The organism is Pseudomonas sp. D5(2026), assembly GCF_057766845.1.
The window spans coordinates 4,428,772-4,454,715 of sequence record NZ_CM173421.1 but is presented as its reverse complement, the minus strand read 5'-3'; the positions used below and the strand labels follow the sequence as shown (position 1 = coordinate 4,454,715).

The window sequence follows — 25,944 nt, the reverse complement described above, 5'->3', positions numbered from 1 at the left end:
GAGTGCTGGGGCCGCAAAGCGGCCCCAGTCGCTTACAGCGCGGTATTGCGCGTCTCTTTCAGGCACAGCACGGCAATCAGGCTGATCACCGCCGCCACCGACACATAACCCCCCACCCAGCTCAACCCGCCCATGCTCACCAGCTTCTGGGCAAAGAACGGAGCCGCCGAGGCGCCGACGATACCGCCCAGGTTATACGCCGCCGAGGCACCGGTATAACGTACGTGAGTCGGGAACAGCTCTGGCAGCAGTGCCCCCATCGGCGCAAAGGTCACGCCCATCAGGAACAGCTCAATGGCCAGGAACAGCGCCACGCCCGTGGTCGATCCCGAGGTCAGCAGTGGCTCCATGGTAAAGCCCGAAGCTATCGCCAGCAGGCCGCCGACGATCAGTACCGGCTTGCGCCCGTAACGGTCACTGAGCCAGGCCGACAACGGTGTGGCCAGGGCCATGAACACAACCGCGAAGCACAGCAGGCCAAGGAACGTTTCGCGGCTGTAGCCCAGTGTGGTTACGCCGTAGCTCAGCGAGAACACCGTGGAAATGTAGAACAGCGCATAGCACACCACCATGGCCGCAGCGCCCAGCAGGGTTGGCAGCCAGTATTTGGAGAACAGGTCGACCACCGGCATTTTCACCCGCTCGTGGCGGGCAACGGCCTTGGCGAACACTGGGCTCTCTTCGAGCTTCAGGCGCACGTACAGGCCTACCAGTACCAGTGCGGCGCTGAGCAGGAACGGAATGCGCCAGCCCCACTCGCGGAACTGCTCGTCGCTGAGCACCAGCGCCAGGGTCAGGAACAGGCCGTTGGCAGCCAGGAAGCCGATTGAAGGGCCCAACTGCGGGAACATGCCAAACCAGGCACGCTTGCCTTCCGGAGCGTTCTCGGTAGCCAGCAAGGCCGCGCCACCCCATTCGCCCCCCAGGCCCAGGCCTTGGCCAAAACGCAGCAGGCAGAGAATGATCGGCGCCCACACGCCAATGCTGTCATAGCCCGGCAGCACGCCAATGGCGGTGGTGGATACGCCCATCAGCAGCAGCGAGGCGACCAGCGTCGACTTGCGGCCGATGCGGTCGCCAAAATGGCCGAACAACGCCGAGCCCAGTGGGCGGGCGAGGAAGGCGATACCGAAGGTGAGGAAGGCGGCCAGCATTTGCGCGGTGCCCGACCCGGACGGGAAGAACACCGGGCCGATCACCAAGGCGGCGGCGGTGGCGTAGACGTAGAAATCATAGAACTCGATGGCCGTGCCGATGAAGCTGGCGGTGGCTACCCGCGCAGGCGAGTTGACTGGCGCGGCGGGTGCTTGGGCGTAAGTGCTGCTTGTCATTGAATAGGTCCCTGACAGTCTGGTCCGGCTCCATGGGCTTGGCCCGCGATGGCATGCCATGTAAATGGCACGGTTAAGCGGACGCCGGAGCGTATTGTTGTGTGCGCCCGACTGACGATAGCCCAAGGGGGGGTAGGGGCGGGGCGGGTACTGTTCGGGGGTGTTGACGCAGGACCGCAAGGCATATCAGTGGAGCGGACTGGCCGTGGAGCGCCGGGTGCGGGTAGCAGGCGTGACGGCGGGGCTGGGTAAGCGTGACCCGAGTATAGCTATCGGGTCACGGTCCACACCAGTACCTTGCTGGCGCAATTGTCCTCTGTTTCAAGGATTTCCAGGCGATAACGGCCTATCTTCAGGCAAACAGCGCTTTCCGGGATGCTTTCCAGCGCTTCGGTAACCAGCCCGTTGAGGGTTTTCGGCCCGCCGTCGCAGGGCAGGTGCCAGCCCAGGGTGCGGTTGATTTCGCGTAACGAAGCGGTGCCATCAATGACGAAGGTGCCATCGGGCTGCGGGTGCACATGCGGGTTGTCCAGGCTTTGTTCGTCCTCGAACTCACCGACGATCTCTTCGAGAATGTCTTCCAGGGTGACGATACCCAGTACTTCGCCGTACTCGTCCACGACCACGCCCAAGCGGCGTTGCTGCTTGTGGAAGTTCAACAACTGCATTTGCAGGGGCGTGCTTTCCGGTACGAAATAGGGTTCGTAGCAGGCGCCGTGCAGCGCTTCGAGGGTCAGCTCGGCCTTGGGCAGCAGGTGACTGATCAGCTTGGTGTTGAGAATCGCTTCGACTTGGTTGATGTCGTTGTGGTAGACCGGCAGGCGGGTGTGGCGGCTGACGATCAGTTGCTCGATGATGCGTTCGATCGGCTCGTCGAGGTTGATACCATCCACTTCGTTGCGCGGCACCAGGATGTCGTTGACGGTGATCTTGTCCAGCGACTGCAGGCCGTCGAGCATGCCATGGCGAGGCGCTTCGTGCTGTTCATCCTCATCGAAGTCGTCGGCATCCTGCGCGTGCAGGGCCACCGCTGTGGGCTGTGCACGGAACGGGCGCAGAATCAGCTTGGCGGCGCCGTCAAGCAGGCAGGCCAGTGGCTGCAGCAGGGCGAGGGGCACTTTCAGCAGGCTGGCACCAAGGCTCACGAACGCCTGCGGGTTACGCCGGGCCAGGCGTCGTGGCAGGTATTCGGCAAACACCAGCAAGGCGAGGGTGGCGGCCATGCCTGCCAGCCAGAAGCCGTGCTCGCCACTCTGGCGCTGGCCGACCAGGCAGGCCAGCCCCAGTACCAGCAGCTTGCCCAGGCTGGCGCACAGCAACAAGGCCTGGGCTGGCAGCACGGGCTGGCCGTCTTCGCCGGCGCGCAGTGCGCCATTGAGCTGCAGGCGGGCAGCATCCACGGCGGTGAACAGCGCTGACCACAAAAGGGCCAGTGCCAGAGTGCCGAATAGCGGTGCGTACGGCAGGGTGTTCATGGGCGGCCGTCAGATATGCAAGATGAATTCGCGAACCAGCTTGCTGCCAAAATAGGCCAGCATCAGCAGGCAGAAACCGGCCAGCGTCCAGCGGATGGCCATGTGGCCCCGCCAGCCCAGGCGGGTGCGGCCCCACAGCAGCACACTGAACACCACCCAGGCGACACAGGCCAGCAAGGTCTTGTGCACCAGGTGCTGGGCGAACAGGTTGTCGAGGAACAGCCAGCCGGAGATCAGCGACAGCGACAGCAGGCACCAGCCGGCCCAGAGGAAGCCGAACAGCAGGCTTTCCATGGTTTGCAGCGGCGGGAAGTTGCGGATCAGCCCGGACGGGTGCTTGTTCTTCAGCTGGTGGTCCTGCAGCAGCAACAGCAGCGACTGGAACACCGCGATGGTGAACAGCCCGTAGGCCAGGATCGACAGCAGGATATGCGCAAGGATGCCGGGTTCTTCGTTGATCAGCGGTACCGTACCGGGTGGCGCGAACTGGGCCATCAGCGCGGTCACCGCACCCAGTGGGAACAGCAGCACCAGCAGGTTTTCCACGGGTATGCGCAGGCAGGCCAGCAGGGTCAGGGAGATGACGGCCACGGCGATCAGGCTGGCGGCGCTGAAGAAGTCCAGGCTCAGGCCCAGCGGGGTGATCAGCTGGAAGAACAGCGCACCGGCCTGGGCCAGGACCGCGATGACACCCAGCAGGCCAAGCAGGCGCTTGTCGGCCTTGCGGCCCTGAGACAGGTATGAGCCCTGGTAGATGGCCGCCGCTATATATAAGCCGGCAGCGATCAGGTTGGGGATGAGGCTTGGAGAGGAGACCATAAGTCCTGGGTGGCGAGCCTTAAAGAGACGGAGTTTGGCATAGATTCTGCCGCTCTAGGAAGACTGAAGGGTTGTGTCAGGGCATTCGCGGGCACGCCTGCTCCCACAGGTATGGCGCAGGCCTGCAAGCAGTGAGGATCCTGTGGGAGCGGGCGCGCCCGCGAAGAGACCAGCACATGCACCGAATATCTACCAAGGTGTGCGTCGCCGCTGCACTTCGCTATAATCGCCGCCTTGCTGTGCCCGGCGGGTGTGTATTTCCCCCCTGGCACCTGACAAACCTCGGCTTTACTGGGCCTGAAAGGATCACCATGTTCGAAAACCTGACCGACCGCCTGTCACAGACGCTGCGCCATGTCACCGGCAAGGCCAAGCTGACCGAAGACAATATCAAGGACACGCTGCGCGAAGTGCGCATGGCCCTGCTCGAGGCCGACGTTGCCCTGCCGGTAGTCAAGGATTTCGTCAACAGCGTCAAGGATCGTGCAGTCGGTACCGAGGTGTCGCGCAGCCTGACCCCGGGCCAGGCCTTCGTGAAGATCGTCCAGGCCGAGCTGGAAAGCCTGATGGGCGCGGCCAACGAAGACCTCGCACTGAACGCCGCCCCACCTGCTGTGGTGCTGATGGCGGGCCTGCAGGGCGCCGGTAAGACCACCACCGCCGGCAAGCTGGCGCGCTTCCTTAAGGAGCGCAAGAAAAAGAGTGTGATGGTGGTGTCTGCCGACGTTTATCGCCCGGCGGCGATCAAGCAGTTGGAAACACTGGCCAACGATATTGGCGTCACCTTCTTCCCGTCCGATATCAGCCAGAAACCGGTGGCCATCGCCGAAGCCGCCATCCGTGAAGCCAAGCTGAAGTTCATCGACGTGGTCATCGTCGACACCGCCGGCCGTCTGCACATCGACGCCGACATGATGGACGAGATCAAGGCGCTGCACGCGGCCGTCAAACCGATCGAGACGCTGTTCGTGGTCGACGCCATGACCGGCCAGGACGCTGCCAACACCGCCAAGGCGTTTGGCGAGGCGCTGCCGCTGACGGGTGTGGTACTGACCAAGGTCGACGGTGATGCCCGTGGCGGTGCCGCGCTGTCGGTCCGTGCAATCACCGGCAAGCCGATCAAGTTCATCGGTATGGGTGAGAAGACCGAGGCACTCGAGCCGTTCCACCCCGACCGCGTCGCTTCGCGCATCCTCGGCATGGGCGACGTGCTCAGCCTGATCGAGCAGGCCGAGCAGACCATCGACAAGGCCAAGGCCGACAAGCTGGCCAAGAAGCTGAAGAAGGGCAAGGGCTTCGACCTCGAAGACTTCCGCGATCAGTTGCAGCAAATGAAGAACATGGGCGGCCTCGGCGGCCTGATGGACAAGCTGCCGAGCATCGGTGGGGTCAACCTCTCACAAATGGGCAACGCCCAAGGCGCGGCCGAAAAGCAGTTCAAGCAGATGGAAGCGATCATCAACTCCATGACCCCGGCCGAGCGCCGTGACCCTGACCTGATCAGCGGTTCGCGCAAGCGCCGTATTGCATTGGGTTCCGGTACCCAGGTGCAGGACATCGGGCGGCTGATCAAGCAGCACAAGCAGATGCAGAAGATGATGAAGAAGTTTTCTGCCAAAGGCGGCATGGCCAAGATGATGCGCGGCCTCGGTGGGATGCTGCCAGGTGGCGGCATGCCAAAGCTGTAACCCCTGATCCGGGTGCCTGCCTTTTGTCGGGCAGGCGCCCAGAACCCCCGCTGTAGCGGGGCAACAGCCGCGAATTTCGCGGCGCAACCGGCAAATCTGGACGGCAGGGCGAGGCCTTGCCGAAAAAGTCATTTGCAAATGTCCGTGTATTCCCCGAGAATATGCGGCCTTTTGGGCACCCGTGTGCCTATTTGGCATTCAGATTTGCAGTACCAGCTGCTGTATCAACTGCAGCACCGACTATAGGAACGATGTTCACATGGTAACCATTCGTCTGGCCCGTGGCGGCTCGAAAAAGCGCCCATTCTACCACCTGACCGTGACCAACTCGCGTAACGCCCGTGACGGCCGTTTCGTTGAGCGCGTAGGTTTCTTCAACCCAATCGCTGCTGGCGCCGAAGTCAAGCTGTCGGTCAACCAAGAGCGCGTCACCTACTGGCTGAGCCAGGGTGCACAGCCGTCTGAGCGTGTTGCTCAGCTGCTGAAGGAAGCTGCCAAGGCCGCTGCCTGAATAGTATGAACGCGACGCCAGAAAAGGCTGACGACCTCATCGTCGTTGGCAAGATTTTTTCGGTTCACGGCGTTCGCGGCGAGGTGAAGGTGTATTCCTTTACCGATCCGATTGAAAACCTGTTGGATTATCCACGCTGGACGCTTCGGCACGAAGGCAAGGTAAAGCAGGTCGAGCTGGTCAGCGGTCGTGGCTCCCAAAAGGGCCTGGTCGTGAAGCTGAAAGGTCTCGACGATCGCGATGAAGCCCGTCTTCTGAGCGGTTACGAAATCTGCATCCCGCGGAGCCTTTTGCCCAACCTGGCTGCCGACGAGTACTACTGGTACCAGTTGGTAGGTCTGAAGGTCATCAACCAGGACGAACAACTGTTCGGCAAGGTCGATCACCTGTTGGAGACCGGTGCGAACGATGTAATGGTGGTCAAGCCCTGCGCAGGCAGCCTGGATGATCGCGAGCGTCTGTTGCCCTATACAGAGCAATGTGTGCTGGCAATCGACCTGGAAGCAGGCGTGATGCGGGTCGAATGGGACGCGGACTTCTAAACGATGGGTAACCTTCGCGTAGACGTCATCACGTTGTTCCCCGAGATGTTCTCGGCCATCACGGAGTACGGCATTACCAGCCGCGCGGTGAAACAAGGGTTGCTTCAGGTGACTTGCTGGAACCCGCGGGACTACACCACAGATCGTCACCACACGGTAGATGATCGGCCGTTTGGCGGTGGTCCGGGCATGGTGATGAAAATCAAGCCTCTGGAAGACGCCCTGGTTAGCGCCAGGCAAGCGACCGGAGCAGCGGCGAAGGTGATCTACCTTTCGCCACAAGGCCGCAAGCTGACTCAGCAGGCGGTCAAAGGCCTGGCCGAACAGGAATCGTTGATCCTGATCGCCGGTCGTTATGAAGGCATCGACGAGCGCTTTATCGAGGCTCATGTCGATGAGGAGTGGTCGATTGGTGACTATGTGCTTTCCGGTGGCGAGCTGCCGGCCATGGTACTGATCGATGCGGTTACGCGGCTGCTGCCCGGAGCTTTAGGGCATGTGGACTCGGCGGAAGAAGATTCTTTCACCGATGGTCTGCTCGATTGCCCGCACTACACCCGGCCTGAGGTGTATGCGGATCAGCGTGTTCCCGACGTGTTGCTAAGTGGCAACCATGCACATATCCGGCGTTGGAGGATGAAGCAGTCCCTTGGTAGGACCTTCGAACGACGCGCCGATCTTCTGGAAAGTCGCTCGCTTTCTGGAGAAGAGAAGAAGCTGCTCGAGGAATATCTCCGCGAGCGGGACGATAGTTAAACGTATCGATGGTGGATCGCGTATCCATCTTAGGAGCACAGCATGACCAACAAGATCATCCAGCAGCTCGAAGCCGAGCAGATGAGCAAGGAAATCCCGACCTTCGCACCAGGCGACACCGTTGTCGTTCAGGTTAAAGTGAAGGAAGGTGAGCGTTCCCGTCTGCAGGCGTTCGAAGGCGTCGTTATCGCCAAGCGTAACCGCGGTCTGAACAGCGCCTTCACCGTGCGCAAGATCTCCAGCGGCGTTGGCGTAGAGCGTACCTTCCAGACCTACAGCCCGCAAATCGACAGCCTGGCCGTGAAACGTCGTGGTGACGTGCGTAAAGCCAAGCTGTACTACCTGCGCGACCTGTCCGGCAAAGCCGCTCGCATCAAGGAAAAACTGTCCTGAGTACAGTTTGCCCGGTGGCCGAGGCCGCCTAGCGAGAAAGAAGCAGCCTTCGGGCTGCTTTTTTGCGTTTTGAACCCCCGAAAATGTGATTGCCATGACTACCCGAGACCAGGAAATCCAGCGCCGCACCGAGCTGTCGGTTACCCGCGTGACCAAGGCGGTGTTCCCCAATACCACCAACCACCACAACACCCTGTTTGGCGGCACCGCCCTGGCCTGGATGGACGAAGTGTCGTTCATCGCTGCCACGCGTTTCTGCCGCCTGCCGTTGGTGACCGTGTCTACCGACCGCATCGATTTCAAGCACCCGATTCCGGCGGGCTCGATCGTCGAGCTGGTGGGTACGGTGATCAAGGTCGGCAATACCAGCTTGCAGGTGCAGGTGGATGTGTTTGTCGAGAACATGTACCTGGATGGCCGTGACCGTGCGATCCATGGGGTGTTCAGCTTCGTCGCCATCGACGAGGACAAGCGCCCGGTGCCCGTGCTGCCAGGCGCCTGAGTGTCACGGCTCCGGTGCTGGCTCGATCAATGCCACCAGGGTCCAGCCCGGTTGTGGCTGCAACGGGTTATCAGGGCTGGCTACATGAACCCAGCCATGGTCATCGCGTGCGAACAGCAAGTGTGCACGCTCGCCATGCAGCGCCTGGTAGGCGTCCCAGCCAAAGCCTTCGGTCAGGGTGGTGCTATACAACTCGGCGCCCTGATGCATGCGGTTGGCCAGTTGCAAATAGGTCATCGGCTTGGCCCCCAATAGATGCCCGCGGTGCTCTTCGGCCGCCCGATGTTTGTCGCTGCGTTGTTTCTCCAGGCCGCTGGCTAGCACGAACAGCCGGCTGTGCCCGAAATCGTGACGGAACCTGGCGCAGGCCAATGCATTGATTTCGCCGGCAGGAGAGAGGCCCAGCAAGTGCCCGAGGCCGACCAGGTCCAGATGGGCGTCGGCATGCTGCGAGGCCGGGTTGCCAAAATAGGTCGTGAGCCCGTCCATGCGCGCGGCGCGGATGTTTTCCCAGCTGGAGTCCGTCAGCAAAACCCGACAGCCCAATTGCTGAAGGGTTTTGGCGATGGCCCGGGCCGGCTCGTTGGCACCGACGATGAGAAACCCGCTGGGGGCCGGTTCGGCGACCTTGAGCAAGCGTGCCAGCGGCCTGGCCGTGGCGCTTTGCAGTACCACCGTGCCGATGATGACCGCGAAGGTCAACGGTACCAGCAGCAAGGCATCCTGGTGGCCGGCCTGGTCCAGGCGGATGGCAAAAATGGCTGAAACGGCTGCGGCAACGATACCGCGTGGAGCAATCCAGGCCAGCAGCGCGCGCTCCCGCCAGTTGAGTGTCGAGCCCAGTGTGGCCAGCCAGACGCTGAGGGGGCGTGCCAGCAACTGGATCACCAGCAACAGTGCCAGCACGGCAGGGCCAAGGCCTAGCAGGGCATGCAGGTCAAGGCGTGCAGCCAGCAGGATGAACAGGCCGGAAATCAGCAGCACACTGAGGTTTTCCTTGAAGTGCAGGATCTGTCGCACATCAACCCCGCGCATGTTGGCCAGCCACATTCCCATCACGGTGACCGCCAGCAGCCCCGACTCGTGCACGATCTGGTTGGCGGCGATGAAAATACCCAGTACCGCCGCCAATGACGCGAGGTTGTGCAGGTATTCTGGTAGCCACTGTTCGCGCATGATTTGCCCCAGCAGCCAGCCCCCAGCCGCGCCCAGGGCGGTACCGCAGAAGATCACGCCGGCGAAGGTAACAAGGCTCTGGCTCAGGCCGTTACCCTCGGCGCTGGCGATGATGAAGCTGTATACCACCACGGCGAGCAGCGCGCCGATCGGGTCGATCATGATCCCTTCCCAGCGCAGGATGTTCGCGATCGCTGCCTTTGGCCGCACCACGCGCAGCATGGGCACGATCACCGTTGGGCCGGTCACGAGGGTCAGGGTGCCGAAGAGAATCGCCAGCGGCCAGTCGAACCCGAGAAGCCAGTGGGTTGCCAGTGCAATCACCAGCCAGGTGACCAGTGCGCCCACCGTGACCAGGCGATGCACCACACTGCCGATCTCGCGCCACTGCGACAGGTGCAGGGTCAGGCTGCCTTCGAACAGAATCAGCGCTACCGCCAGCGACACCAGCGGCATCAGCAATGGGCCGAACAGCGCCTCGGGGTCGAGCCATCCCAGCGCTGGACCGGCAAGGATCCCGGCCAACAACAGAAACAGAATTGCCGGCAGCTTCAGGCGCCAGGCCAGCCACTGGCAGGCGAGCGCCGCTGCGCCGATGCCGCCCACACTCAGAAGGATCTGCTGTTCGTTCATGCGGGCTCCCTATGCCGGCGTTGTTATGAAAGACTAAGCGCCATTTCCTCGTTTGCCACCGAGATTTCATGCCCGCCCTCGACCACCCCCTGATTGACCAGTTCCTTGACGCCCTTTGGCTGGAAAAAGGCCTGTCCGACAACACACGCGTGTCCTACCGTAGCGACCTGGCCCTGTTCAATGGCTGGTTGCAGGAGCATTCGGTATCGTTGCCAGACGCCGGCCGCGACCTGATCCTCGATCACCTGGCCTGGCGCCTGGACCAGGGCTACAAGCCACGTTCCACGGCGCGTTTCCTGTCCGGCCTGCGCGGCTTCTTCCGTTATCTGCTGCGTGAAAAGCTGGTGGCCATTGACCCGACCCTGCAGGTCGATATGCCGCAATTGGGCAAGCCGCTACCCAAGTCGCTGTCCGAAGCCGACGTCGAAGCCTTGCTGCAGGCTCCGGACCTGGGCGAAGCCATTGGCCAGCGCGACCGTGCCATGCTCGAAGTGCTCTACGCTTGCGGCCTTCGGGTCACCGAACTGGTCAGCCTGACCCTTGACCAGGTCAACCTGCGCCAAGGTGTGCTGCGGGTAATGGGCAAGGGCAGCAAGGAACGCCTGGTGCCCATGGGCGAAGAAGCGGTGGTGTGGCTGGAGCGCTACCAGCGCGATGGCCGCGCCGAACTGCTCAACGGCCGGCCCAGCGACGTGCTGTTCCCCAGCCAGCGCGGCGAGCAGATGACGCGCCAGACCTTCTGGCACCGTATCAAGCACCACGCACGGGTTGCCGGCATCGACAAGCCGCTGTCGCCGCACACCCTGCGGCATGCCTTTGCCACCCACCTGCTCAACCACGGTGCCGACTTGCGTGTGGTGCAGATGCTGCTGGGCCACAGTGACCTTTCGACCACGCAGATCTATACCCACGTCGCCAAGGCCCGTCTGCAGCAGTTGCACGCCCAGCACCACCCACGTGGATGAATGTTTTTCATGTTCCGCCGACCGGTCCTTGCGACCTCCTTCACGGGCAGCGTGATGTGGTAGGCTTGGGCGGTTTGCACCAAGGGCCGCACGGTCACCGCGTATTTTCCGCAGGTGGCGCCCTCCGGCCCCTGTCCGCCTTCAGGAGTTCCCATGCGCGTGACCCAGTTTTTCGCCGCCGCCGCGTTGGCGCTGGCCAGTACCTTTGCCGTTGCTGCGGCAACCGATGGCAACGCCGGTGCCGAGCAGGCCATCCGTAAATCGTTGCAGAACCTCGAGCTGGAAGTGCCCGTGGAAAGCGTGGCCAGCAGCCCGCTCAACGGCCTGTATGAAGTCAAGCTGCAGGGCGGCCGCGTGCTGTATGCCAGCGCCGATGGCCAGTTCGTGATGCAGGGCTACCTGTTCCAGATCCAGGACGGCAAGCCGGTCAACCTCACCGAAAAAGCCGAACGCCAAGGTATTGCCAAGCTCATCAACGGCATTCCAGCCGCCGAGATGGTGGTTTATCCTGCCAAGGGCGAAACCAAGTCGCACATCACCGTGTTCACCGACACCACCTGCCCGTACTGCCACAAGCTGCACGCCGAAGTGCCCGAGTTGAACCGTCGCGGTATTGAAGTGCGCTATGTCGCCTTCCCGCGCCAGGGCCTCGGTTCGTCGGGTGACCAGCAGTTGCAGGCAGTGTGGTGCTCCAGCGACCGCCGTGGGGCGATGGACAAAATGGTCGAAGGTAAAGAAATCAAGGCCGCCAAGTGCACCAACCCGGTCAGCAAGCAGTTCCAGCTGGGTCAGTCGATCGGGGTCAATGGCACGCCGGCCATTGTTCTTGAGAGCGGCCAGGTCATTCCGGGCTACCAGCCGGCACCGCAGGTCGCCAAGCTGGCACTTGCCAAGTAATCCAGTTCAGTACGCCGTCGTCATGGGGTGACGGCAAGTTTCACGGTCGGCAAACGTGTCGGCCGTTCAATGGGGAGTTCACAGTGAAACCGGTCAAAGTAGGCATCTGTGGGTTGGGGACCGTCGGTGGCGGAACCTTCAATGTACTTCAGCGCAACGCCGAGGAGATTGCCCGCCGTGCCGGGCGCGGTATTGAAGTGGCACAGATCGCCATGCGCTCGCAGAACCCGAACTGCCAGATTACCGGTACCCCCATTACCGCTGACGTGTTCGAAGTTGCAAGCAACCCGGAGATCGACATTGTCATCGAGCTGATCGGTGGCTATACCATCGCCCGCGACCTGGTGCTGAAGGCCATCGAAAACGGCAAGCACGTGGTCACCGCCAACAAGGCGCTGATTGCCGTGCACGGCAACGAAATTTTCGCCAAAGCCCGCGAGAAGGGTGTGATTGTCGCGTTCGAGGCGGCCGTAGCCGGTGGCATCCCGGTGATCAAGGCCATCCGCGAAGGCCTGTCGGCCAACCGCATCAACTGGCTGGCTGGCATCATCAACGGCACCGGCAACTTCATCCTCACCGAAATGCGTGAGAAGGGCCGTGCCTTCCCGGACGTGCTGGCCGAAGCCCAGGCGCTGGGCTACGCCGAAGCCGATCCGACCTTTGACGTAGAAGGCATTGACGCTGCGCACAAGCTGACGATCCTGGCGTCCATCGCGTTCGGTATCCCGCTGCAGTTCGACAAGGCCTACACCGAAGGCATCACCCAGCTGACAACGGCAGACGTGAACTATGCCGAGGCGTTGGGCTACCGCATCAAGCACCTGGGTGTGGCTCGTCGCACCGCGGAAGGTATCGAGCTGCGCGTGCACCCGACGCTGATCCCGGCCGACCGCCTGATCGCCAACGTCAACGGCGTGATGAACGCTGTCATGGTCAACGGTGATGCTGCCGGCTCCACCCTGTACTACGGTGCCGGCGCGGGTATGGAGCCTACCGCTTCGTCAGTGGTCGGCGACCTGGTCGACGTAGTCCGTGCCATGACTTCCGACCCGGAAAACCGCGTGCCGCACCTGGCCTTCCAGCCAGACTCGCTGTCGGCCCACCCGATCCTGCCGATCGAAGCCTGCGAAAGCGCCTACTACCTGCGCATCCAGGCCAAGGATCACCCGGGCGTACTGGCCCAGGTCGCCAGCATCCTCTCGGAGCGTGGTATCAACATCGAGTCGATCATGCAGAAGGAAGCCGAGGAGCAGGACGGCCTGGTACCAATGATCCTGGTGACCCATGGCGTGGTCGAGCAGCGTATCAACGACGCCATCGTCGCCCTGGAAGCCCTGCAGGACGTGGTCGGCAAGGTTGTGCGCATTCGCGTCGAGCAGCTCAACTAACAAATATTTGCCGACGGGCCGCCCGCGCGGCCCCGGCCCCAGCATCGAAGGTTTGCACCCATGCGCTATATCAGTACCCGCGGCCAGGCACCGGCCCTGAATTTCGAAGACGTGCTGCTGGCTGGCCTGGCCAGCGACGGCGGGCTTTACGTACCGGAAAACCTGCCACGCTTCACCCAGGAAGAAATCGCCTCCTGGGCCGGCTTGCCCTATCACGAGCTGGCCTTCCGCGTGATGCGCCCGTTCGTCGAAGGCAGCATCGCCGACGCCGACTTCAAGAAGATCCTCGAAGAAACCTACGGCGAGTTCGCCCACGCTGCGGTCGCCCCGTTGCGTCAGTTGAACAGCAACGAGTGGGTGCTGGAGCTGTTCCACGGCCCGACCCTGGCGTTCAAGGACTTTGCCCTGCAGTTGCTCGGTCGCCTGCTTGACCATGTGCTGGCCAAACGCAACGAGCGCGTGGTCATCATCGGTGCCACCAGCGGTGATACCGGTTCCGCCGCGATCGAAGGCTGCCGCCGTTGCGACAACGTCGACATCTTCATCCTGCACCCGCACCAGCGCGTGTCGGAAGTGCAGCGCCGCCAGATGACTACCATCTTTGGCGACAACATCCACAACATCGCCATCGAAGGCAACTTCGACGACTGCCAGGAAATGGTCAAGGCCAGTTTCGCCGACCAGTCGTTCCTCAAGGGCACCCGCCTGGTCGCCGTCAACTCGATCAACTGGGCGCGGATCATGGCCCAGATCGTCTACTACTTCCATGCAGCCCTGCAGCTGGGTGGCCCGGCGCGCTCGGTGGCGTTCTCGGTACCAACCGGCAACTTCGGCGACATCTTCGCCGGCTACCTGGCGCGCAACATGGGCCTGCCGGTCAGCCAATTGATCGTCGCCACCAACCGCAACGACATCCTGCACCGCTTCATGAGCGGCAACCAGTACGTCAAGGAAACCCTGCACGCCACCCTGTCGCCGTCGATGGACATCATGGTTTCGTCCAACTTCGAGCGCCTGCTGTTCGACCTGCATGGCCGCAACGGTGGTGCGATTGCCGAGCTGATGGCCAACTTCAAGCAAGGTGGCGGCTTCAGCGTCGAGCAAGACCGCTGGACCGAAGCCCGCAAACTGTTCGACTCGCTGGCTGTCAGCGACGAGCAAACCTGCGAGACCATCGCAGAAGTGTTCGCCGCCACCGGTGAAGTGCTCGACCCGCATACTGCCATTGGCGTCAAGGCTGCCCGCGAGTGCCGCCGCAGCCTGGACACGCCAATGGTGGTGCTGGGTACTGCGCACCCGGTCAAGTTCCCGGACGCGGTGGAGAAGGCCGGTGTGGGCAAGGCGCTGGAACTACCCGCGCACCTCAGCGACCTGTTCAGCCGTGAAGAGCGTTGCACGGTACTGGCCAATGACCTGAAGGCTGTACAGGGCTTTGTCAGCCAGCACGGCAACCGCGGCAAGCCGCTGTAATAGCATTGCTTTTGGGGCTGCAGCGCGGCCCCAAAGTCTCAGCCTTTTCCCTCTGGTCTATCAGAAACATCCTATTCGGTCCGCCGAGTGCCAAGCATAAATTAGCCGGTCCTCCCACCAGGAGCGGCTCATGCACCAGCCCTATGTGTTAATCCACCAGGCTCGCCCGTCCCACCAGATCCTCTTGCACCAGGCCCTCAACGGCCAAGGTGTGTTCAACGTGCGCATCAGCGAAAGCGTCGCTGACCTTGACGCCTGCCTCTGCGCTGAACGTCGTCCTGACTTGCTGATCCTCGACCACGCCATGCCAGCCCGGGCCGGCCTTGCTTTGCTCGCCCAGCAGCGGCGAGTGCGCGCATTGCTGTTCGTCGGCGAGCCTGCCCCAAAGCGTCAAAACCTTGCCCAAGAGGCCAGAAAACGCGGCATGTGGGTGCTCGACGAGTTGCCCTGGCCGCTGTCGATGCCACGCCTGCAGCATGCCTTGCAAACACTGCAGGTGCGCCCAGGGAGGCGTATTCAAACTGTCATGCCAGCCCCGCATGCTCACTGAAGCGGGCGTGGTTTGACGAACTTTTTGCGGCGCCTGCTGGTCAGTCACTTTAGGTCCCACCACGCAGCGAGTGATCCGGATGGAAAGAATCTGCAGCCTGCTCAACGAAGCCCTGACGCCCTATCAGACCCACCTCGGCATCGCCGATCCCGGCGGTAATCGCCAACTGACCGTTCACGACCGCCTCTCGGGTATTACCTTGCAGCGCACGGTCAGCGAGCGCCAATTGCAGGAGCAACGCCTGTTGATCGACCTCGTGGACGGCTTGCACCGAGACCTGCAAATAGCCGAGGGCCGGTTGCAGCCTTGTGTGATCGCGGCATTGCAGCATCGCCAGCAACCGCAGGGAACCTTTGCCTAAGTGGCTTATCAGACAGTGTAGGGGCAGCCAGCCAGTGCTTTGCTCCGGCGCTGGCAAGGCTGTCACGGGAAGTCCTCAAGGGCTTTCGCTTGGCCCCGGGCGTCTTCCCCAGCGCCCGGGGTTTCTTTTTTGCGGGCAGGCACCTATCCCCAAGGCTGCTCCTGCAAAGACGGTGCATGCCGGGTGGGCTTATCTGTCCTCAAAGAAAAGACGGCTGTCCTTCAGGTAGTCTTCCCGCAATGCAAGGTCCAGCCAGCGGGCATACAACCCTGGCAATACATCCCGGCGCAGGGCAGGCAACAACTGGTCGATGTGTGCAACTGCCGCACGCCCCCGTTCGTTATCTGAACATCCCACATGCAGAAACTGGTAGCGATTCACGCCCTGCACAGTATGAAACTGGTAGTCAGTCAGTGACCCGCCTTGTTGTTCGATCAGGTAGCGCACCTCTGGCCAGTAGCCGAGCACCAGGCGCAGACGCCCCAGTTGCTGCATTTGCAGCAGGTTGGCGGTGGCCTCGTTGCCGTAGTGCCGGCTGAGCGTGCTGTCGGGCAACTGGCTCAGGATGGTGTCAATCTGGGTGCCATAGCTGCGCTCGGCGACGATACCCAGCTTCAGCGAGGCCTTGCTCAGCAGGCCATTCAGGTCCACCTGCTGGCCGTCGAGGTAGGGTGCCACCAGCGCCTGGTTTTCCTTGCGCAACACCAGGCCACCGCTGAGCGCGCCCAGCGATGGAACGGAAAAATGCACATACTCGGCCCGTTTCGGGGTCCACAGCACGGTTGGGTCGCAGGTGAAGGTGTCACGGTCTTGCAGCATCTGCAGGCCGCGGGCGCGGTTGACCCGCACGATGCTGTGCTCGTACTCGGGCATCTGCCTGATCAGCAGCGGTAACAACTGGTCGATCACCCCCCGGCCTTCTTCCGGGCCATCAAAAATGGTGAAAGGTGGCAGGTCACGCACCAGCCAGAAGAGGTGCTCCTTGGCGCTCGCTGGCTGTATCAGCAACGCGGGCAAAAGCCCGCAGAGCAGGACCAGAAGGCGTAGGCAGCGGATTGCGTACATGGAGACAGAAGCGCCAGGGTCAGACCGTGCCCGCTGCACGCAGGCTGGCGATGGCCGCTGCGTCGTAGCCCAGGCTGCCGAGCAGCGCCTCGGTATGCTCGCCCAAGGCCGGGCCAACCCATTCGCTAGATCCGGGCGTTTCCGACAGCTTGGGCACGATGCCGGGCATGTGGAATGGCTTGCCATCCGGCAGCTTGGCCTGCAGGAACATCTCGCGCGCCAGGTACTGGGGGTCGTTGAACATGTCTTCGGCCGAATAGATACGGCTGGCCGGCACTTCGGCGGTGGTCAGCACCTGCATCAGTTGGTCCAGTGGCAGGCTGTTGGCCCAGCGGTCGATTACCCCGTACAACTCGTCACGACGCAGGTCGCGGCCGTCGTTGCTGGCCAAGGTGGGGTCATTGGCCAGGTCGTCGCGACCGATGGCCTGCATGAAGCGCTTGAAGATCGCATCACCGTTGGCGCCGATCTGTACATGCTTGCCGTCGGCGCTTGTGTGGATGGAGGAAGGTGTGATGCCAGGCATGATGTTGCCGGTGCGTTCGCGGATAAAACCGAACACATCGAACTCCGGGACCATGCTCTCCATCATGGCAAAGATCGCCTCGTACAGGGCCACGTCCACCACCTGGCCCTGGCCGCCATTGACTTCCCGGTGGCGCAGCGCCATTAGCGCGCCGATCACCCCCCACAGGGCAGCAATCGAGTCACCGATGGAAATCCCCGTGCGCACCGGGGGGCGGTCATCGAAACCGGTGATGTAGCGCAGGCCGCCCATCGACTCGCCTACGGCACCGAAGCCTGGCTGGTCTTTCATCGGCCCGGTCTGGCCAAAGCCCGACAGGCGCACCATCACCAGGCGCGGGTTCAGCGCATGCAGTACATCCCACCCCAGGCCGAGTTTCTCCAGCACCCCCGGGCGGAAGTTTTCGATCAGGATGTCGGCCTCGGCCAGCAGGCGCTTGAGGATGTCGCGGCCCTCGGGGTGCTTGAGGTTGAGGGTGAGTGACTGTTTGTTGCGGGCCTGCACGAACCACCACAGCGAGGTGCCCTCGTACAGCTTGCGCCACTTGCGCAGCGGGTCGCCGCCGTCGGGCGATTCGACCTTTACCACTTCGGCGCCGAATTCGGCACAGATGCGCGAGGCGAACGGCCCGGCGATCAGGGTACCGAGTTCGACAACTTTAAGGCCGGCGAGGGGTTTGCTGGGCGTCGACATGGGGTATCCGTGGCAGTTGGGCAGAGCCGTGGTTTTATCACACGTCGGTTTCGCCGGGTACTGCTGCGGGGCATGGAAGGTGCGGATGGGGTAGACTGTGCCACTTTCTTTTGCACGAAGCCCGTCGACCATGGCCCAGCCGTCCACCACCTACAAGTTCGAATTGAATCTCACCGACCTTGATCGCAACGTCTACGAAAGCGTCAAACAGACTATCGCTCGGCACCCTTCGGAAACCGAAGAGCGTATGGCCGTTCGTTTGTTGGCGTACGCGCTCTGGTACAACGAGAACTTGTCGTTTGGCCGCGGCCTGTCGGATGTCGATGAACCGGCGCTGTGGGAAAAGAGCCTGGACGATCGCGTGCTGCACTGGATTGAAGTTGGCCAGCCCGATGCCGATCGCCTGACCTGGTGCTCGCGTCGTACCGAACGCACCAGCTTGCTGGCTTACGGCAGCCTGCGAGTGTGGGAAGGCAAAGTAGTGAGCGCGGTCAAGAACCTGAAAAATCTGAGCATTGCCGCTGTGCCGCAGGAGGTGCTGGAAACCTTGGCGACCGACATGCCGCGTAGCATCAAGTGGGACGTGATGATCAGTGAAGGTACGGTATTCGTGACCGACGACCGTGGCCAGCATGAAGTCCAACTGCAGTGGCTGCTCGGTGAGCGTGGTTGAAGCAACCCATGCGTATCGAACCTCGCCCGCTGCCGCCGACCCTGCCATTTCTGGGTAACCTGCCACCCTTGCTGACCCGCCTTTACGCCGCGCGCGGCGTGCAGAGCGAGGCCGAGCTGGACAAAAGCCTGGCACGCCTGCTGCCGTACCAGCAGCTCAAGGGGATCGAGGCCGGTGTGGACCTGCTGGTCGAAGCCATCGACCAGCGCCAGCGCATCCTCATCGTCGGCGACTTCGATGCCGACGGTGCCACCGCCAGCACCGTCGGGGTGCTGGGCCTGCGCCTGCTGGGTGCGGCCCATGTCGATTACCTGGTGCCCAACCGCTTCGAGTACGGCTACGGCCTGACCCCGGAAATCGTCGAGGTGGCGCTGCAGCGCCAGCCGCAGTTGCTGATTACCGTGGACAACGGCATTTCCAGTGTTGATGGGGTGGCAGCCGCCAAGGCCGCCGGGCTCAAGGTGCTGGTCACCGACCACCACCTGCCGGGCGAGCAGTTGCCCGATGCCGATGCCATCATCAACCCCAACCAGCCGGGCTGCAGCTTTCCGAGCAAGTCGCTGGCCGGGGTAGGGGTGATCTTTTATGTGTTGATGGCCCTGCGCGCTCGCTTGCGCAGCCTTGGGCGCTACGAGGCGCAGCCACAGCCGAACATTGGCGAGCTGCTCGATCTGGTGGCGCTGGGCAGTGTTGCTGACGTGGTGCCGCTGGATGCCAACAACCGCATCCTGGTGCACCAAGGCCTCGAGCGCATCCGCGCCGGTCGAGCCCGACCAGGGCTGAAGGCCATTCTCGAAGTGGCCCGCCGTGATCACCGGCGGATCACCTCGACCGACCTCGGTTTCATCCTCGGCCCGCGGTTGAACGCCGCAGGGCGGCTGGACGACATGAGCCTGGGTATAGAATGCCTGCTGTGCGAAGACGCGGCGCTGGCCCAGGACATGGCCCAGCAGCTGGACGACCTGAACCAGGACCGCAAGTCCATCGAGCAGGGCATGCAGCGCGAGGCCCTGGCCCAGCTCAAGGACCTGCCGGTCGAGTCCATGCCCTACGGCTTGTGCCTGTTCGATGCCGATTGGCACCAAGGGGTGATCGGTATTCTGGCTTCGCGTCTGAAGGAACGTTACCACCGGCCGACCATTGCGTTCGCTGATGCTGGCGACGGCATGCTCAAAGGTTCGGCGCGCTCGGTGCCGGGCTTCCATATTCGCGATGCGCTGGATGCCGTGGCCGCGCGCCACCCGCAACTGATCAGCAAGTTCGGCGGCCACGCCATGGCGGCAGGGTTATCGTTGCCCGAGGCCAATTTCCCGGCATTTGCCGAGGCGTTCGATGAAGAGGTGCGGCGTCAACTGCGCGAAGAAGACCTGACCGGCCGGCTGTTATCCGACGGTAGCCTGGCGGTCGAGGAATTCCACCTCGACCTGGCCAAGGCCCTGCGCCACGCCGGGCCTTGGGGCCAGCACTTCCCGGAGCCGCTGTTCCATGGCGTGTTCCAGTTGGTGGAGCAGCGTGTGGTTGGCGAACGGCACCTGAAAGTGGTGCTCAAGAGCGAATGTGGCTCGGTGCGGCTGGATGGCATTGCCTTCGGCATTGACCGCGAAGTGTGGCCAAACCCGACGGTGCGCTGGGTGGAGTTGGCGTACAAGCTGGATGTGAACGAGTTTCGCGGTAATGAGAGTGTGCAGTTGATGATTGCGCATATGGAGCCGCGCTGAGTTTAGCGTCAGGTGCCTGCCTTGGATCTTGCGCTGGGGCACAAATCGAGCGCAGCCCGCGCGGCGCTCGATCTCCCAGGTGCTGCTCAGGTTCAGTTGCACTCCTTTCTGGGGCGGTAGTAGATCGCCGCTGCCGCAATCAAGATGCTGATGCCGCTAAATGAGAAAATGATAACTGCTAGTGTGGTCTCCCGGTTTCTTACATTGGTGACATGTGCCGCCATTGCAGAATCATAAAGAAACATTCCATTAGGAGCGATTAAGCGCTGAGCCGTTGCAGCGCTTTTAGAGGTTGCTATGTCAACAAAGAGTGGCGTATTTAGGTCCAGGCTCGCTGCATCATAGTATATTTTGTCTGCATAAAGATGAGCGTTGTGGTGCTTTCCATTTGAAGTTTTAAACTTGATGCTGAACGTATAAAGAGATTTGTCGCTATCCCAGGTTTCAGGCTTGGAGGTGAGAGAGGCTGGAACTCGCGACCATAACTCTTCATTGGTGTTTTTGTGTTCGCGCCACATGAATGTGAAGCTGGTGCCTAGGGTTAGATTTATAAGTCCGCCTATTAATAGTGCTTTGGCTTGTTTGTGAGGCGGGAGTTCACGTATGAGTTTTAGCGATTGCTGCCAGATATTCATATCGGCTCGTTACGGCGTGGAGGGTTTTACAGGTTGGCTAGAAGTACTGATCCTGCTGCGCGCTGCTACAGCATATGTAGTTATCTTGATTGTCCTGGTTGTCGTCAATAGGTACGGTAATTGATGGTGCTTGGTCGGGTGACTTTATACCATCTATACTTTCTATGCTTATAGTCAGTGTTGCGTCAGGGGCAGGTATGTCAGGGGTAGATGTCACCGCTACTGAGTTGCTGCTGGAGTTTCCGCTAAGGGGAGGCGGTTGCGTTGAATTGAAAGTCTCGCTCCCTGTTGGGGCGGTGTGAGCCTGGCTGCTATCTGGAAAACTTAGTGGTTCGGTGCCTAGGGATATTTCTGAAGAGTCAGGGTTCCAGTTAACGGTTGTGATCATTCCCTGGTGGGTGGAAAGTATCTGGTCAGGTGAAGCGAGTGTGAAGTCAGGCGCAATCCGTGGCGCGGTAAAACCAGTAAGGTTACCTTGACTCAGCAGGCTGGTAAAGAGTGGAGCCATCTTGTCGTAAGCTGCTTTAGCCAGGTCAGAATTGAAGATGCTATAGAGTGTGGCGGTTACGCCCACGACTGTGGCCCCTCCAGCAATTAAAGGTGCTCCGGCCAGAATGGCGAACGAGGCCACGATGCCTGCGACGTTGCTTGCCAAACTTATGACATCTCCGCTCTTAATTTTCGCGCCCTCTTTGAGGTCTGCCGCGACTTTCAGGAAGGTCACGGTGCCAGAAAGGGTATTGGTAACAATGTTAATGAAGGGTACAGCACCTATCGGGAGGTGAGTGACGGAGACTACTGAGGCTATCGCCGTAGTTGTCTGTGCTGTTTGGATGACTAGTGAAAATCCGGTTTTATCTGTGTTGAATTGGTCGTGGATTGCTGCTGCTCCCCCAGTTTGATTGATGGGTTTTGCCGTTTTATCTATTACTGCTACTATCAGTTCGGCGCGTGTGCTCATTGTTTAATATCCTTATTCATGGTCTTGAAAGCGATAGTGATTCGCAATTTGTCGCAGTCAACGGTGGGCGCTCTGGCTCTGTGCGGTATGTGTCCGTCGAAAATCGCTATGCGTCCCGGCTTTGGTTGTATGGCAGCGATGGTGTCATTCTTCTGCTGATCGAATAGAATCAGTTCGCCGCCCCATGTGGTTTCCCACTGGGCATTGCAGAAGAGGACTGCGGTTTTTCCTGGTTCAATTGATTTGTTATCTCTATGAATAGGACTGTCTTGGCCGAAAGTCTGGCCGTTTGCGTAAACACCCAGCAGCAAACAGTCACGCATGTGAGCAAGCTGCGTGCGCCTCCAAATATCAAGTAGAAAGCCCCAATGGCTGTCGCTGGCCAGTTCATGCTCGCAGCACTCCAGTGAGGTACGTTTGCTACCGGCTATGAAGATGTGCCAGCAAGGACGTGCGAGGGGAATTGTATTAATGGGCCAGCCATATCTCCATATTGCACCCGAAAATGAATTTGTGAGTAAATTTTGCTCGTGTTCAGTAATAAACTTATCTAATACTGTCGGTTTTTCTGTAAAGGGGATATCCGTCATTGACTCAACTCGCGAGCGTGGGGGTCGAGTTTGTGCGAACTGCGTGATTGGCTTCATTGGTCGCCGTGACGTGATGGACAATAGTATTTGAGAGGCAGAACAGCGATAGGAGGAGGGAGATGTTGCTTGAGAAGAATTTCCCAAGAGAACGTAGAACTTTAAGTAATAGGCTGTAGGATTTTTCTAAGATGCCCGGTAGGCCGGGTGGAAAGGGTTGTCGTGGGTGGTACTACCCTAGCGCTTAAAGGCATCGCCAGCTCATATGTGTAGGAAACGTCTGATACATGCGTCGGACCATTCAGAAATCCCGGGGCCGTACTAAGGCCATTAAGTGCCTGCCTTGATTCTTGCAGGGTTGCGGAAGTCGAGCGCCGCCCGCGCGGCGCATCGCGGATAAATCCGCTCCTACAGTTTGTTTCGGGCCAGTCACTCCTGTGAGGCCACCGCTGTTCGCCTTGTTTGTTCCCTTCGATATCGAGGTGGGCACCACTGCTTTTCATCGGTCTTCAGCCATGCATCAAGGCGGTCCCTGTTGGCGGCACAGGAGTGATTGGCCCGAAACAGATGTAGGAGCGGATTTATCCGCGATGCGCCGCGCGGGCGGCGCTCGATCTCACAGGCGCTGCAAACCTTTCGGCGAACCCCTCGCCATCCCACAGAACCTTCCCCACCACCAATCTGGTCTAGTCTCATTAATGACCGGCACCGGGCCAGGGATGTGCACTTGAGTGTCCGGGCCGGATCACCATTGGAGTCCTTGGGAGGTGCCCTCATGAGCCTGCTGCTCGAGCCTTACACCCTGCGTCAGCTGACCTTGCCCAACCGCATCGCCGTGTCACCAATGTGCCAGTATTCCGCCGTCGATGGCTTGGCCAACGACTGGCATCTCGTCCATTTAGGCAGCCGCGCCGTCGGTGGCGCCGGCCTGGTAATCACTGAAGCCGTGGCGGTGACCGCCGATGGCCGGATCACCGCCGAAGACCTGGGCCTGTGGGACGACGCCCAGATAGCGCCGTTGCAGCGCATCACCCGCTTCATCAGTGCCCAGGGCGCCGTGGCTGGTATTCAGCTGGCTCACGCCGGGCGCAAAGCCAGTACCTACCGCCCGTGGCTTGGCAAACCAGGCAGCGTCAAACTGGAGGAGGGCGGCTGGCAGCCGGTGGGGCCATCGAGGATCGCCTTCGATCCGCAGCACACGCCTCCACGCGAGCTGAGCCAGGACGAGATCCAGGATGTAATCGCCGCTTTCGTCGCCTCGACCGAACGCGCCTTGAAGGCTGGATTCAAGGTGGTGGAAATCCACGCTGCCCATGGCTACCTGCTGCACCAGTTCCTGTCACCGCTGAGCAATCAGCGCCGTGACGAATATGGCGGTAGCTTCGAAAACCGTATCCGCCTGACCTTGGAGGTGGTCGACGCCGTGCGCAAGGCCTGGCCTGCCGAATTACCGCTGTTCGTGCGGGTATCGGCTACCGATTGGGTAGAGGATGGCTGGAACCCGGATGAAACCGTTGAACTGGCTCGCCGCCTGCGGAGTTTGGGCGTGGATCTGATCGATGTTTCTTCTGGTGGCACCTCGGTCAACGCCGAGATCCCTACCGGCCCCGGCTACCAGACCCGCTTTGCCGAGCGCGTGCGCAAAGAATCGGAAATGGCCACCGGCACGGTGGGCATGATCACCGAACCGGCCCAGGCCGAGCACATCCTGCGCACCGGCCAGGCCGACATTATCTTCCTGGCCCGCGAACTGCTGCGCGACCCGTACTGGCCGCTGCATGCCGACGACGACCTGGGCGGCAACAAGGCCACCTGGCCGGCGCAATACCAACGCGCCACGAGCAGGGCCAACCCGATTCACGAGTCTGATTTGCGGGACTAGGGGCTTCGAGTTGCTGGGGGTTGGCGAGAGTTTTGTTTGGGGCTGAGATCGAGCGCCGCCCGCGCGGCGCATCGCGAGCTACGCTCGCTCCTACGTTTGTTTCGGGCCAATTATGCCTGTGGGATTTGCGCGCGAACGCCTTGGCGCATGGCGCGATATCGCGTCGTACAAACAAGGCGGTCGCGCGCGCCTGTCACAGGCGTGACTGGCCCGAAACAAACGTAGGAGCGAGCGTAGCTCGCGATGCGCCGCGCGGGCGGCGCTCGATCTCGTTGGCGTTACAAATGTACCGACGTACCCCTGAGCCTCCTCAATGCTTGATCATCACATGCCGCACACAGGTGTAGTCCTCCAGCCCATACATCGACATGTCCTTGCCATACCCTGAATGCTTCTGCCCGCCATGGGGCATTTCGCTGACCAGCATGAAGTGGGTGTTCACCCAGGTGCAGCCGTACTGCAAGCGCGCCGCCAGGCGGTGGGCGCGGCCGGTGTCACGGGTCCATACCGATGAGGCCAGGCCGTAATCGGAGTCGTTGGCCCATTCCAGCGCCTGCGCTTCATCGGTGAAGCGGGTGACCGAAACCACCGGGCCAAACACTTCGTTGCGCACGATCTCGTCGTCCTGCAGGGCATCGGCCAGTACGGTAGGCTCGAAGAAATAGCCATCGCCCTCTATTGCCTTGCCACCGGTTACCAGACGAATGTGCGGCTGGGCGATGGCCCGCTGCACCAAACCGGCGACCTTGTCGCGGTGCTGGGCACTGATCAGCGGCCCCAGTTCGGTTTCTTCAGACTCCTGCAGGCCCGGTTTGAGGCTGGCTACGGCTTTCCCCAAGCGCTCGACGAAGCGCTCGTAGATCCCGTCCTGCACATACAGGCGGCAGGCTGCGGTGCAGTCCTGGCCGGCGTTGTAAAAGCCGAAGGTTCGGATGCCGTCGATGGCGGCATCGATGTCAGCGTCATCGAACACCAGCACCGGCGCCTTGCCGCCCAACTCCATGTGCATGCGTTTCACGCTGTCGGCGGTGGCGCTGATGATGTGCGCGCCGGTGGGGATCGAGCCGGTCAGCGATACCATGCGCACCTTGGGGTGGGTTATCAACGGGTTGCCGACCGTCTGGCCGCGACCGAAGAGAATGTTCAGCACCCCCGGCGGGAGCAAGTCCTGGGCCAGCTCGCCCAGGCGCAGGGCCGTCAGGGGCGTCAGTTCGGACGGCTTTATCACCACTGTGTTGCCGGCAGCCAGGGCCGGGGCGATCTTCCAGGCCAGCATCATCAGCGGGTAGTTCCACGGCGCGATGGAAGCCACCACACCCAACGGGTCGCGGCGAATCATCGAGGTGTGGCCCGGCAGGTACTCGCCTGCCGCCAAGCCGCCCAGGCAGCGCGCCGCACCGGCAAAGTAGCGGAACACGTCGGCAATCGCCGGGATTTCGTCGTTCAGTGCAGCGCTCAGGGGCTTGCCGCAGTTTTGCGATTCCAGCCTGGCCAGTTCATCGCCATGGGCTTCGATGGCGTCGGCCAGCGCCAGCAAGGCCTGCGAACGTTCTTTAGGGCTGGTTTGCGACCAGCTGTCGAAGGCCTGGTCGGCAGCGCGCACGGCGCTGTCCACCTGGGCTTCGCTGGCTTCGTTGATCTGCGCCAGGGCAGTGCCCAGCGCCGGGTTGAGCACGGTCCAGGCCGGGCCTTGGCCAGCGACCAGCTGGCCATTGATCAGCATCTGCGTTTGCATCGGGGGCTCCTC

At 61.4% G+C, this 25,944-nt stretch carries 25 protein-coding genes; 15 read left to right on the top strand and 10 right to left on the bottom strand.

Annotated elements, in window-relative coordinates:
* Positions 1-32: 32 nt before the first annotated feature.
* From AC3B5Q_RS20625 to AC3B5Q_RS20615, 3 genes are all read right to left on the bottom strand, one after another.
* Complete coding sequence (locus AC3B5Q_RS20625) at positions 33-1,331, bottom strand: MFS transporter (RefSeq protein ID WP_021785713.1); 1,299 nt, start codon at positions 1,329-1,331, stop codon at positions 33-35.
* A 269-nt stretch (positions 1,332-1,600) separates the two neighbouring features.
* On the bottom strand, positions 1,601-2,806 hold the full coding sequence (locus AC3B5Q_RS20620) for a transporter associated domain-containing protein (RefSeq protein WP_021785712.1): 1,206 nt from the start codon (positions 2,804-2,806) through the stop codon (positions 1,601-1,603).
* Between the two features lie 9 nt (positions 2,807-2,815).
* Entirely contained in the window at positions 2,816-3,625 is an 810-nt protein-coding gene (locus tag AC3B5Q_RS20615) for a cytochrome C assembly family protein (protein WP_021785711.1), read from the bottom strand.
* A 311-nt stretch (positions 3,626-3,936) separates the two neighbouring features.
* Between AC3B5Q_RS20615 and ffh the strand changes: the two genes are divergently transcribed.
* From ffh to AC3B5Q_RS20585, 6 genes are all read left to right on the top strand, one after another.
* The gene (gene ffh / locus AC3B5Q_RS20610) at positions 3,937-5,313 is read left to right on the top strand and encodes a signal recognition particle protein (RefSeq protein ID WP_003252139.1); all 1,377 of its coding nucleotides are present in this window, start codon (positions 3,937-3,939) and stop codon (positions 5,311-5,313) included.
* A gap of 259 nt (positions 5,314-5,572) precedes the next feature.
* Positions 5,573-5,824 (top strand): 30S ribosomal protein S16, encoded by a 252-nt coding sequence (rpsP, locus tag AC3B5Q_RS20605; RefSeq protein ID WP_003252142.1) that lies wholly within the window; start codon positions 5,573-5,575, stop codon positions 5,822-5,824.
* Positions 5,825-5,829: 5 nt separating this feature from the next.
* Positions 5,830-6,366, top strand: a complete 537-nt coding sequence (gene rimM, locus AC3B5Q_RS20600; protein WP_003252144.1) for a ribosome maturation factor RimM — start codon at positions 5,830-5,832, stop codon at positions 6,364-6,366.
* Positions 6,367-6,369: 3 nt separating this feature from the next.
* Complete coding sequence (trmD, locus tag AC3B5Q_RS20595) at positions 6,370-7,122, top strand: tRNA (guanosine(37)-N1)-methyltransferase TrmD (RefSeq protein WP_003252146.1); 753 nt, start codon at positions 6,370-6,372, stop codon at positions 7,120-7,122.
* Between the two features lie 42 nt (positions 7,123-7,164).
* A complete protein-coding gene (rplS, locus tag AC3B5Q_RS20590; RefSeq protein ID WP_003252148.1) occupies positions 7,165-7,515 on the top strand; it encodes a 50S ribosomal protein L19 in 351 nt (116 codons plus the stop codon).
* A 94-nt stretch (positions 7,516-7,609) separates the two neighbouring features.
* Complete coding sequence (locus AC3B5Q_RS20585; protein WP_014592194.1) at positions 7,610-8,017, top strand: acyl-CoA thioesterase; 408 nt, start codon at positions 7,610-7,612, stop codon at positions 8,015-8,017.
* Positions 8,018-8,020: 3 nt separating this feature from the next.
* Here the strand turns inward: AC3B5Q_RS20585 and AC3B5Q_RS20580 are convergent, their stop codons facing one another.
* Entirely contained in the window at positions 8,021-9,826 is a 1,806-nt protein-coding gene (locus tag AC3B5Q_RS20580) for a cation:proton antiporter (RefSeq protein ID WP_021785709.1), read from the bottom strand.
* A gap of 68 nt (positions 9,827-9,894) precedes the next feature.
* Here AC3B5Q_RS20580 and xerD point away from each other — a divergent pair, with 68 nt between their 5' ends.
* The 6 genes from xerD to AC3B5Q_RS20550 all read left to right on the top strand — a co-directional run bounded on the left by xerD (position 9,895) and on the right by AC3B5Q_RS20550 (position 15,457).
* Entirely contained in the window at positions 9,895-10,791 is an 897-nt protein-coding gene (gene xerD / locus AC3B5Q_RS20575; RefSeq protein ID WP_003252154.1) for a site-specific tyrosine recombinase XerD, read from the top strand.
* Between the two features lie 153 nt (positions 10,792-10,944).
* A complete protein-coding gene (locus AC3B5Q_RS20570; protein ID WP_021785708.1) occupies positions 10,945-11,688 on the top strand; it encodes a thioredoxin fold domain-containing protein in 744 nt (247 codons plus the stop codon).
* A gap of 83 nt (positions 11,689-11,771) precedes the next feature.
* On the top strand, positions 11,772-13,076 hold the full coding sequence (locus AC3B5Q_RS20565; RefSeq protein ID WP_003252157.1) for a homoserine dehydrogenase: 1,305 nt from the start codon (positions 11,772-11,774) through the stop codon (positions 13,074-13,076).
* Positions 13,077-13,136: 60 nt separating this feature from the next.
* A complete protein-coding gene (gene thrC / locus AC3B5Q_RS20560; protein WP_003252159.1) occupies positions 13,137-14,546 on the top strand; it encodes a threonine synthase in 1,410 nt (469 codons plus the stop codon).
* A 130-nt stretch (positions 14,547-14,676) separates the two neighbouring features.
* Positions 14,677-15,096 (top strand): response regulator, encoded by a 420-nt coding sequence (locus AC3B5Q_RS20555; protein WP_028696992.1) that lies wholly within the window; start codon positions 14,677-14,679, stop codon positions 15,094-15,096.
* Positions 15,097-15,175: 79 nt separating this feature from the next.
* Positions 15,176-15,457 (top strand): DUF3509 domain-containing protein, encoded by a 282-nt coding sequence (locus tag AC3B5Q_RS20550; RefSeq protein ID WP_021785706.1) that lies wholly within the window; start codon positions 15,176-15,178, stop codon positions 15,455-15,457.
* A 189-nt stretch (positions 15,458-15,646) separates the two neighbouring features.
* On the opposite strand, the gene AC3B5Q_RS20545 is transcribed toward AC3B5Q_RS20550, so the two are convergent.
* Both AC3B5Q_RS20545 and AC3B5Q_RS20540 read right to left on the bottom strand, forming a co-directional pair.
* Complete coding sequence (locus tag AC3B5Q_RS20545; RefSeq protein WP_021785705.1) at positions 15,647-16,522, bottom strand: TIGR02285 family protein; 876 nt, start codon at positions 16,520-16,522, stop codon at positions 15,647-15,649.
* 19 nt (positions 16,523-16,541) lie between these two features.
* On the bottom strand, positions 16,542-17,741 hold the full coding sequence (locus AC3B5Q_RS20540) for a CaiB/BaiF CoA transferase family protein (RefSeq protein WP_392524212.1): 1,200 nt from the start codon (positions 17,739-17,741) through the stop codon (positions 16,542-16,544).
* A gap of 130 nt (positions 17,742-17,871) precedes the next feature.
* Here AC3B5Q_RS20540 and AC3B5Q_RS20535 point away from each other — a divergent pair, with 130 nt between their 5' ends.
* Positions 17,872-18,414, top strand: a complete 543-nt coding sequence (locus tag AC3B5Q_RS20535) for a YaeQ family protein (protein ID WP_003252169.1) — start codon at positions 17,872-17,874, stop codon at positions 18,412-18,414.
* 8 nt (positions 18,415-18,422) lie between these two features.
* Positions 18,423-20,132 carry a single-stranded-DNA-specific exonuclease RecJ gene (gene recJ / locus AC3B5Q_RS20530; protein WP_020192999.1) on the top strand — a complete coding sequence of 570 codons (1,710 nt, stop codon included), beginning with the start codon at positions 18,423-18,425 and terminating at the stop codon, positions 20,130-20,132.
* 92 nt (positions 20,133-20,224) lie between these two features.
* Here the strand turns inward: recJ and AC3B5Q_RS20525 are convergent, their stop codons facing one another.
* From AC3B5Q_RS20525 to AC3B5Q_RS20515, 3 genes are read right to left on the bottom strand one after another with little or no spacing between them, the layout of a single operon-like run.
* Positions 20,225-20,767 carry a hypothetical protein gene (locus AC3B5Q_RS20525; RefSeq protein WP_021785703.1) on the bottom strand — a complete coding sequence of 181 codons (543 nt, stop codon included), beginning with the start codon at positions 20,765-20,767 and terminating at the stop codon, positions 20,225-20,227.
* A gap of 37 nt (positions 20,768-20,804) precedes the next feature.
* The gene (locus AC3B5Q_RS20520; RefSeq protein WP_135192776.1) at positions 20,805-21,728 is read right to left on the bottom strand and encodes a hypothetical protein; all 924 of its coding nucleotides are present in this window, start codon (positions 21,726-21,728) and stop codon (positions 20,805-20,807) included.
* A complete protein-coding gene (locus AC3B5Q_RS20515; RefSeq protein WP_173401672.1) occupies positions 21,725-22,318 on the bottom strand; it encodes a 2OG-Fe(II) oxygenase in 594 nt (197 codons plus the stop codon). Before AC3B5Q_RS20515 ends, AC3B5Q_RS20520 begins: the two co-directional genes overlap by 4 nt.
* A gap of 772 nt (positions 22,319-23,090) precedes the next feature.
* Here AC3B5Q_RS20515 and AC3B5Q_RS20510 point away from each other — a divergent pair.
* Positions 23,091-24,197 carry an NADH:flavin oxidoreductase/NADH oxidase gene (locus tag AC3B5Q_RS20510; protein WP_021785131.1) on the top strand — a complete coding sequence of 369 codons (1,107 nt, stop codon included), beginning with the start codon at positions 23,091-23,093 and terminating at the stop codon, positions 24,195-24,197.
* Between the two features lie 310 nt (positions 24,198-24,507).
* Here the strand turns inward: AC3B5Q_RS20510 and AC3B5Q_RS20505 are convergent, their stop codons facing one another.
* Positions 24,508-25,932: a gamma-aminobutyraldehyde dehydrogenase gene (locus tag AC3B5Q_RS20505; protein WP_084852279.1), complete on the bottom strand. Its 1,425-nt coding sequence runs from the start codon at positions 25,930-25,932 to the stop codon at positions 24,508-24,510.
* Positions 25,933-25,944: the final 12 nt, after the last annotated feature.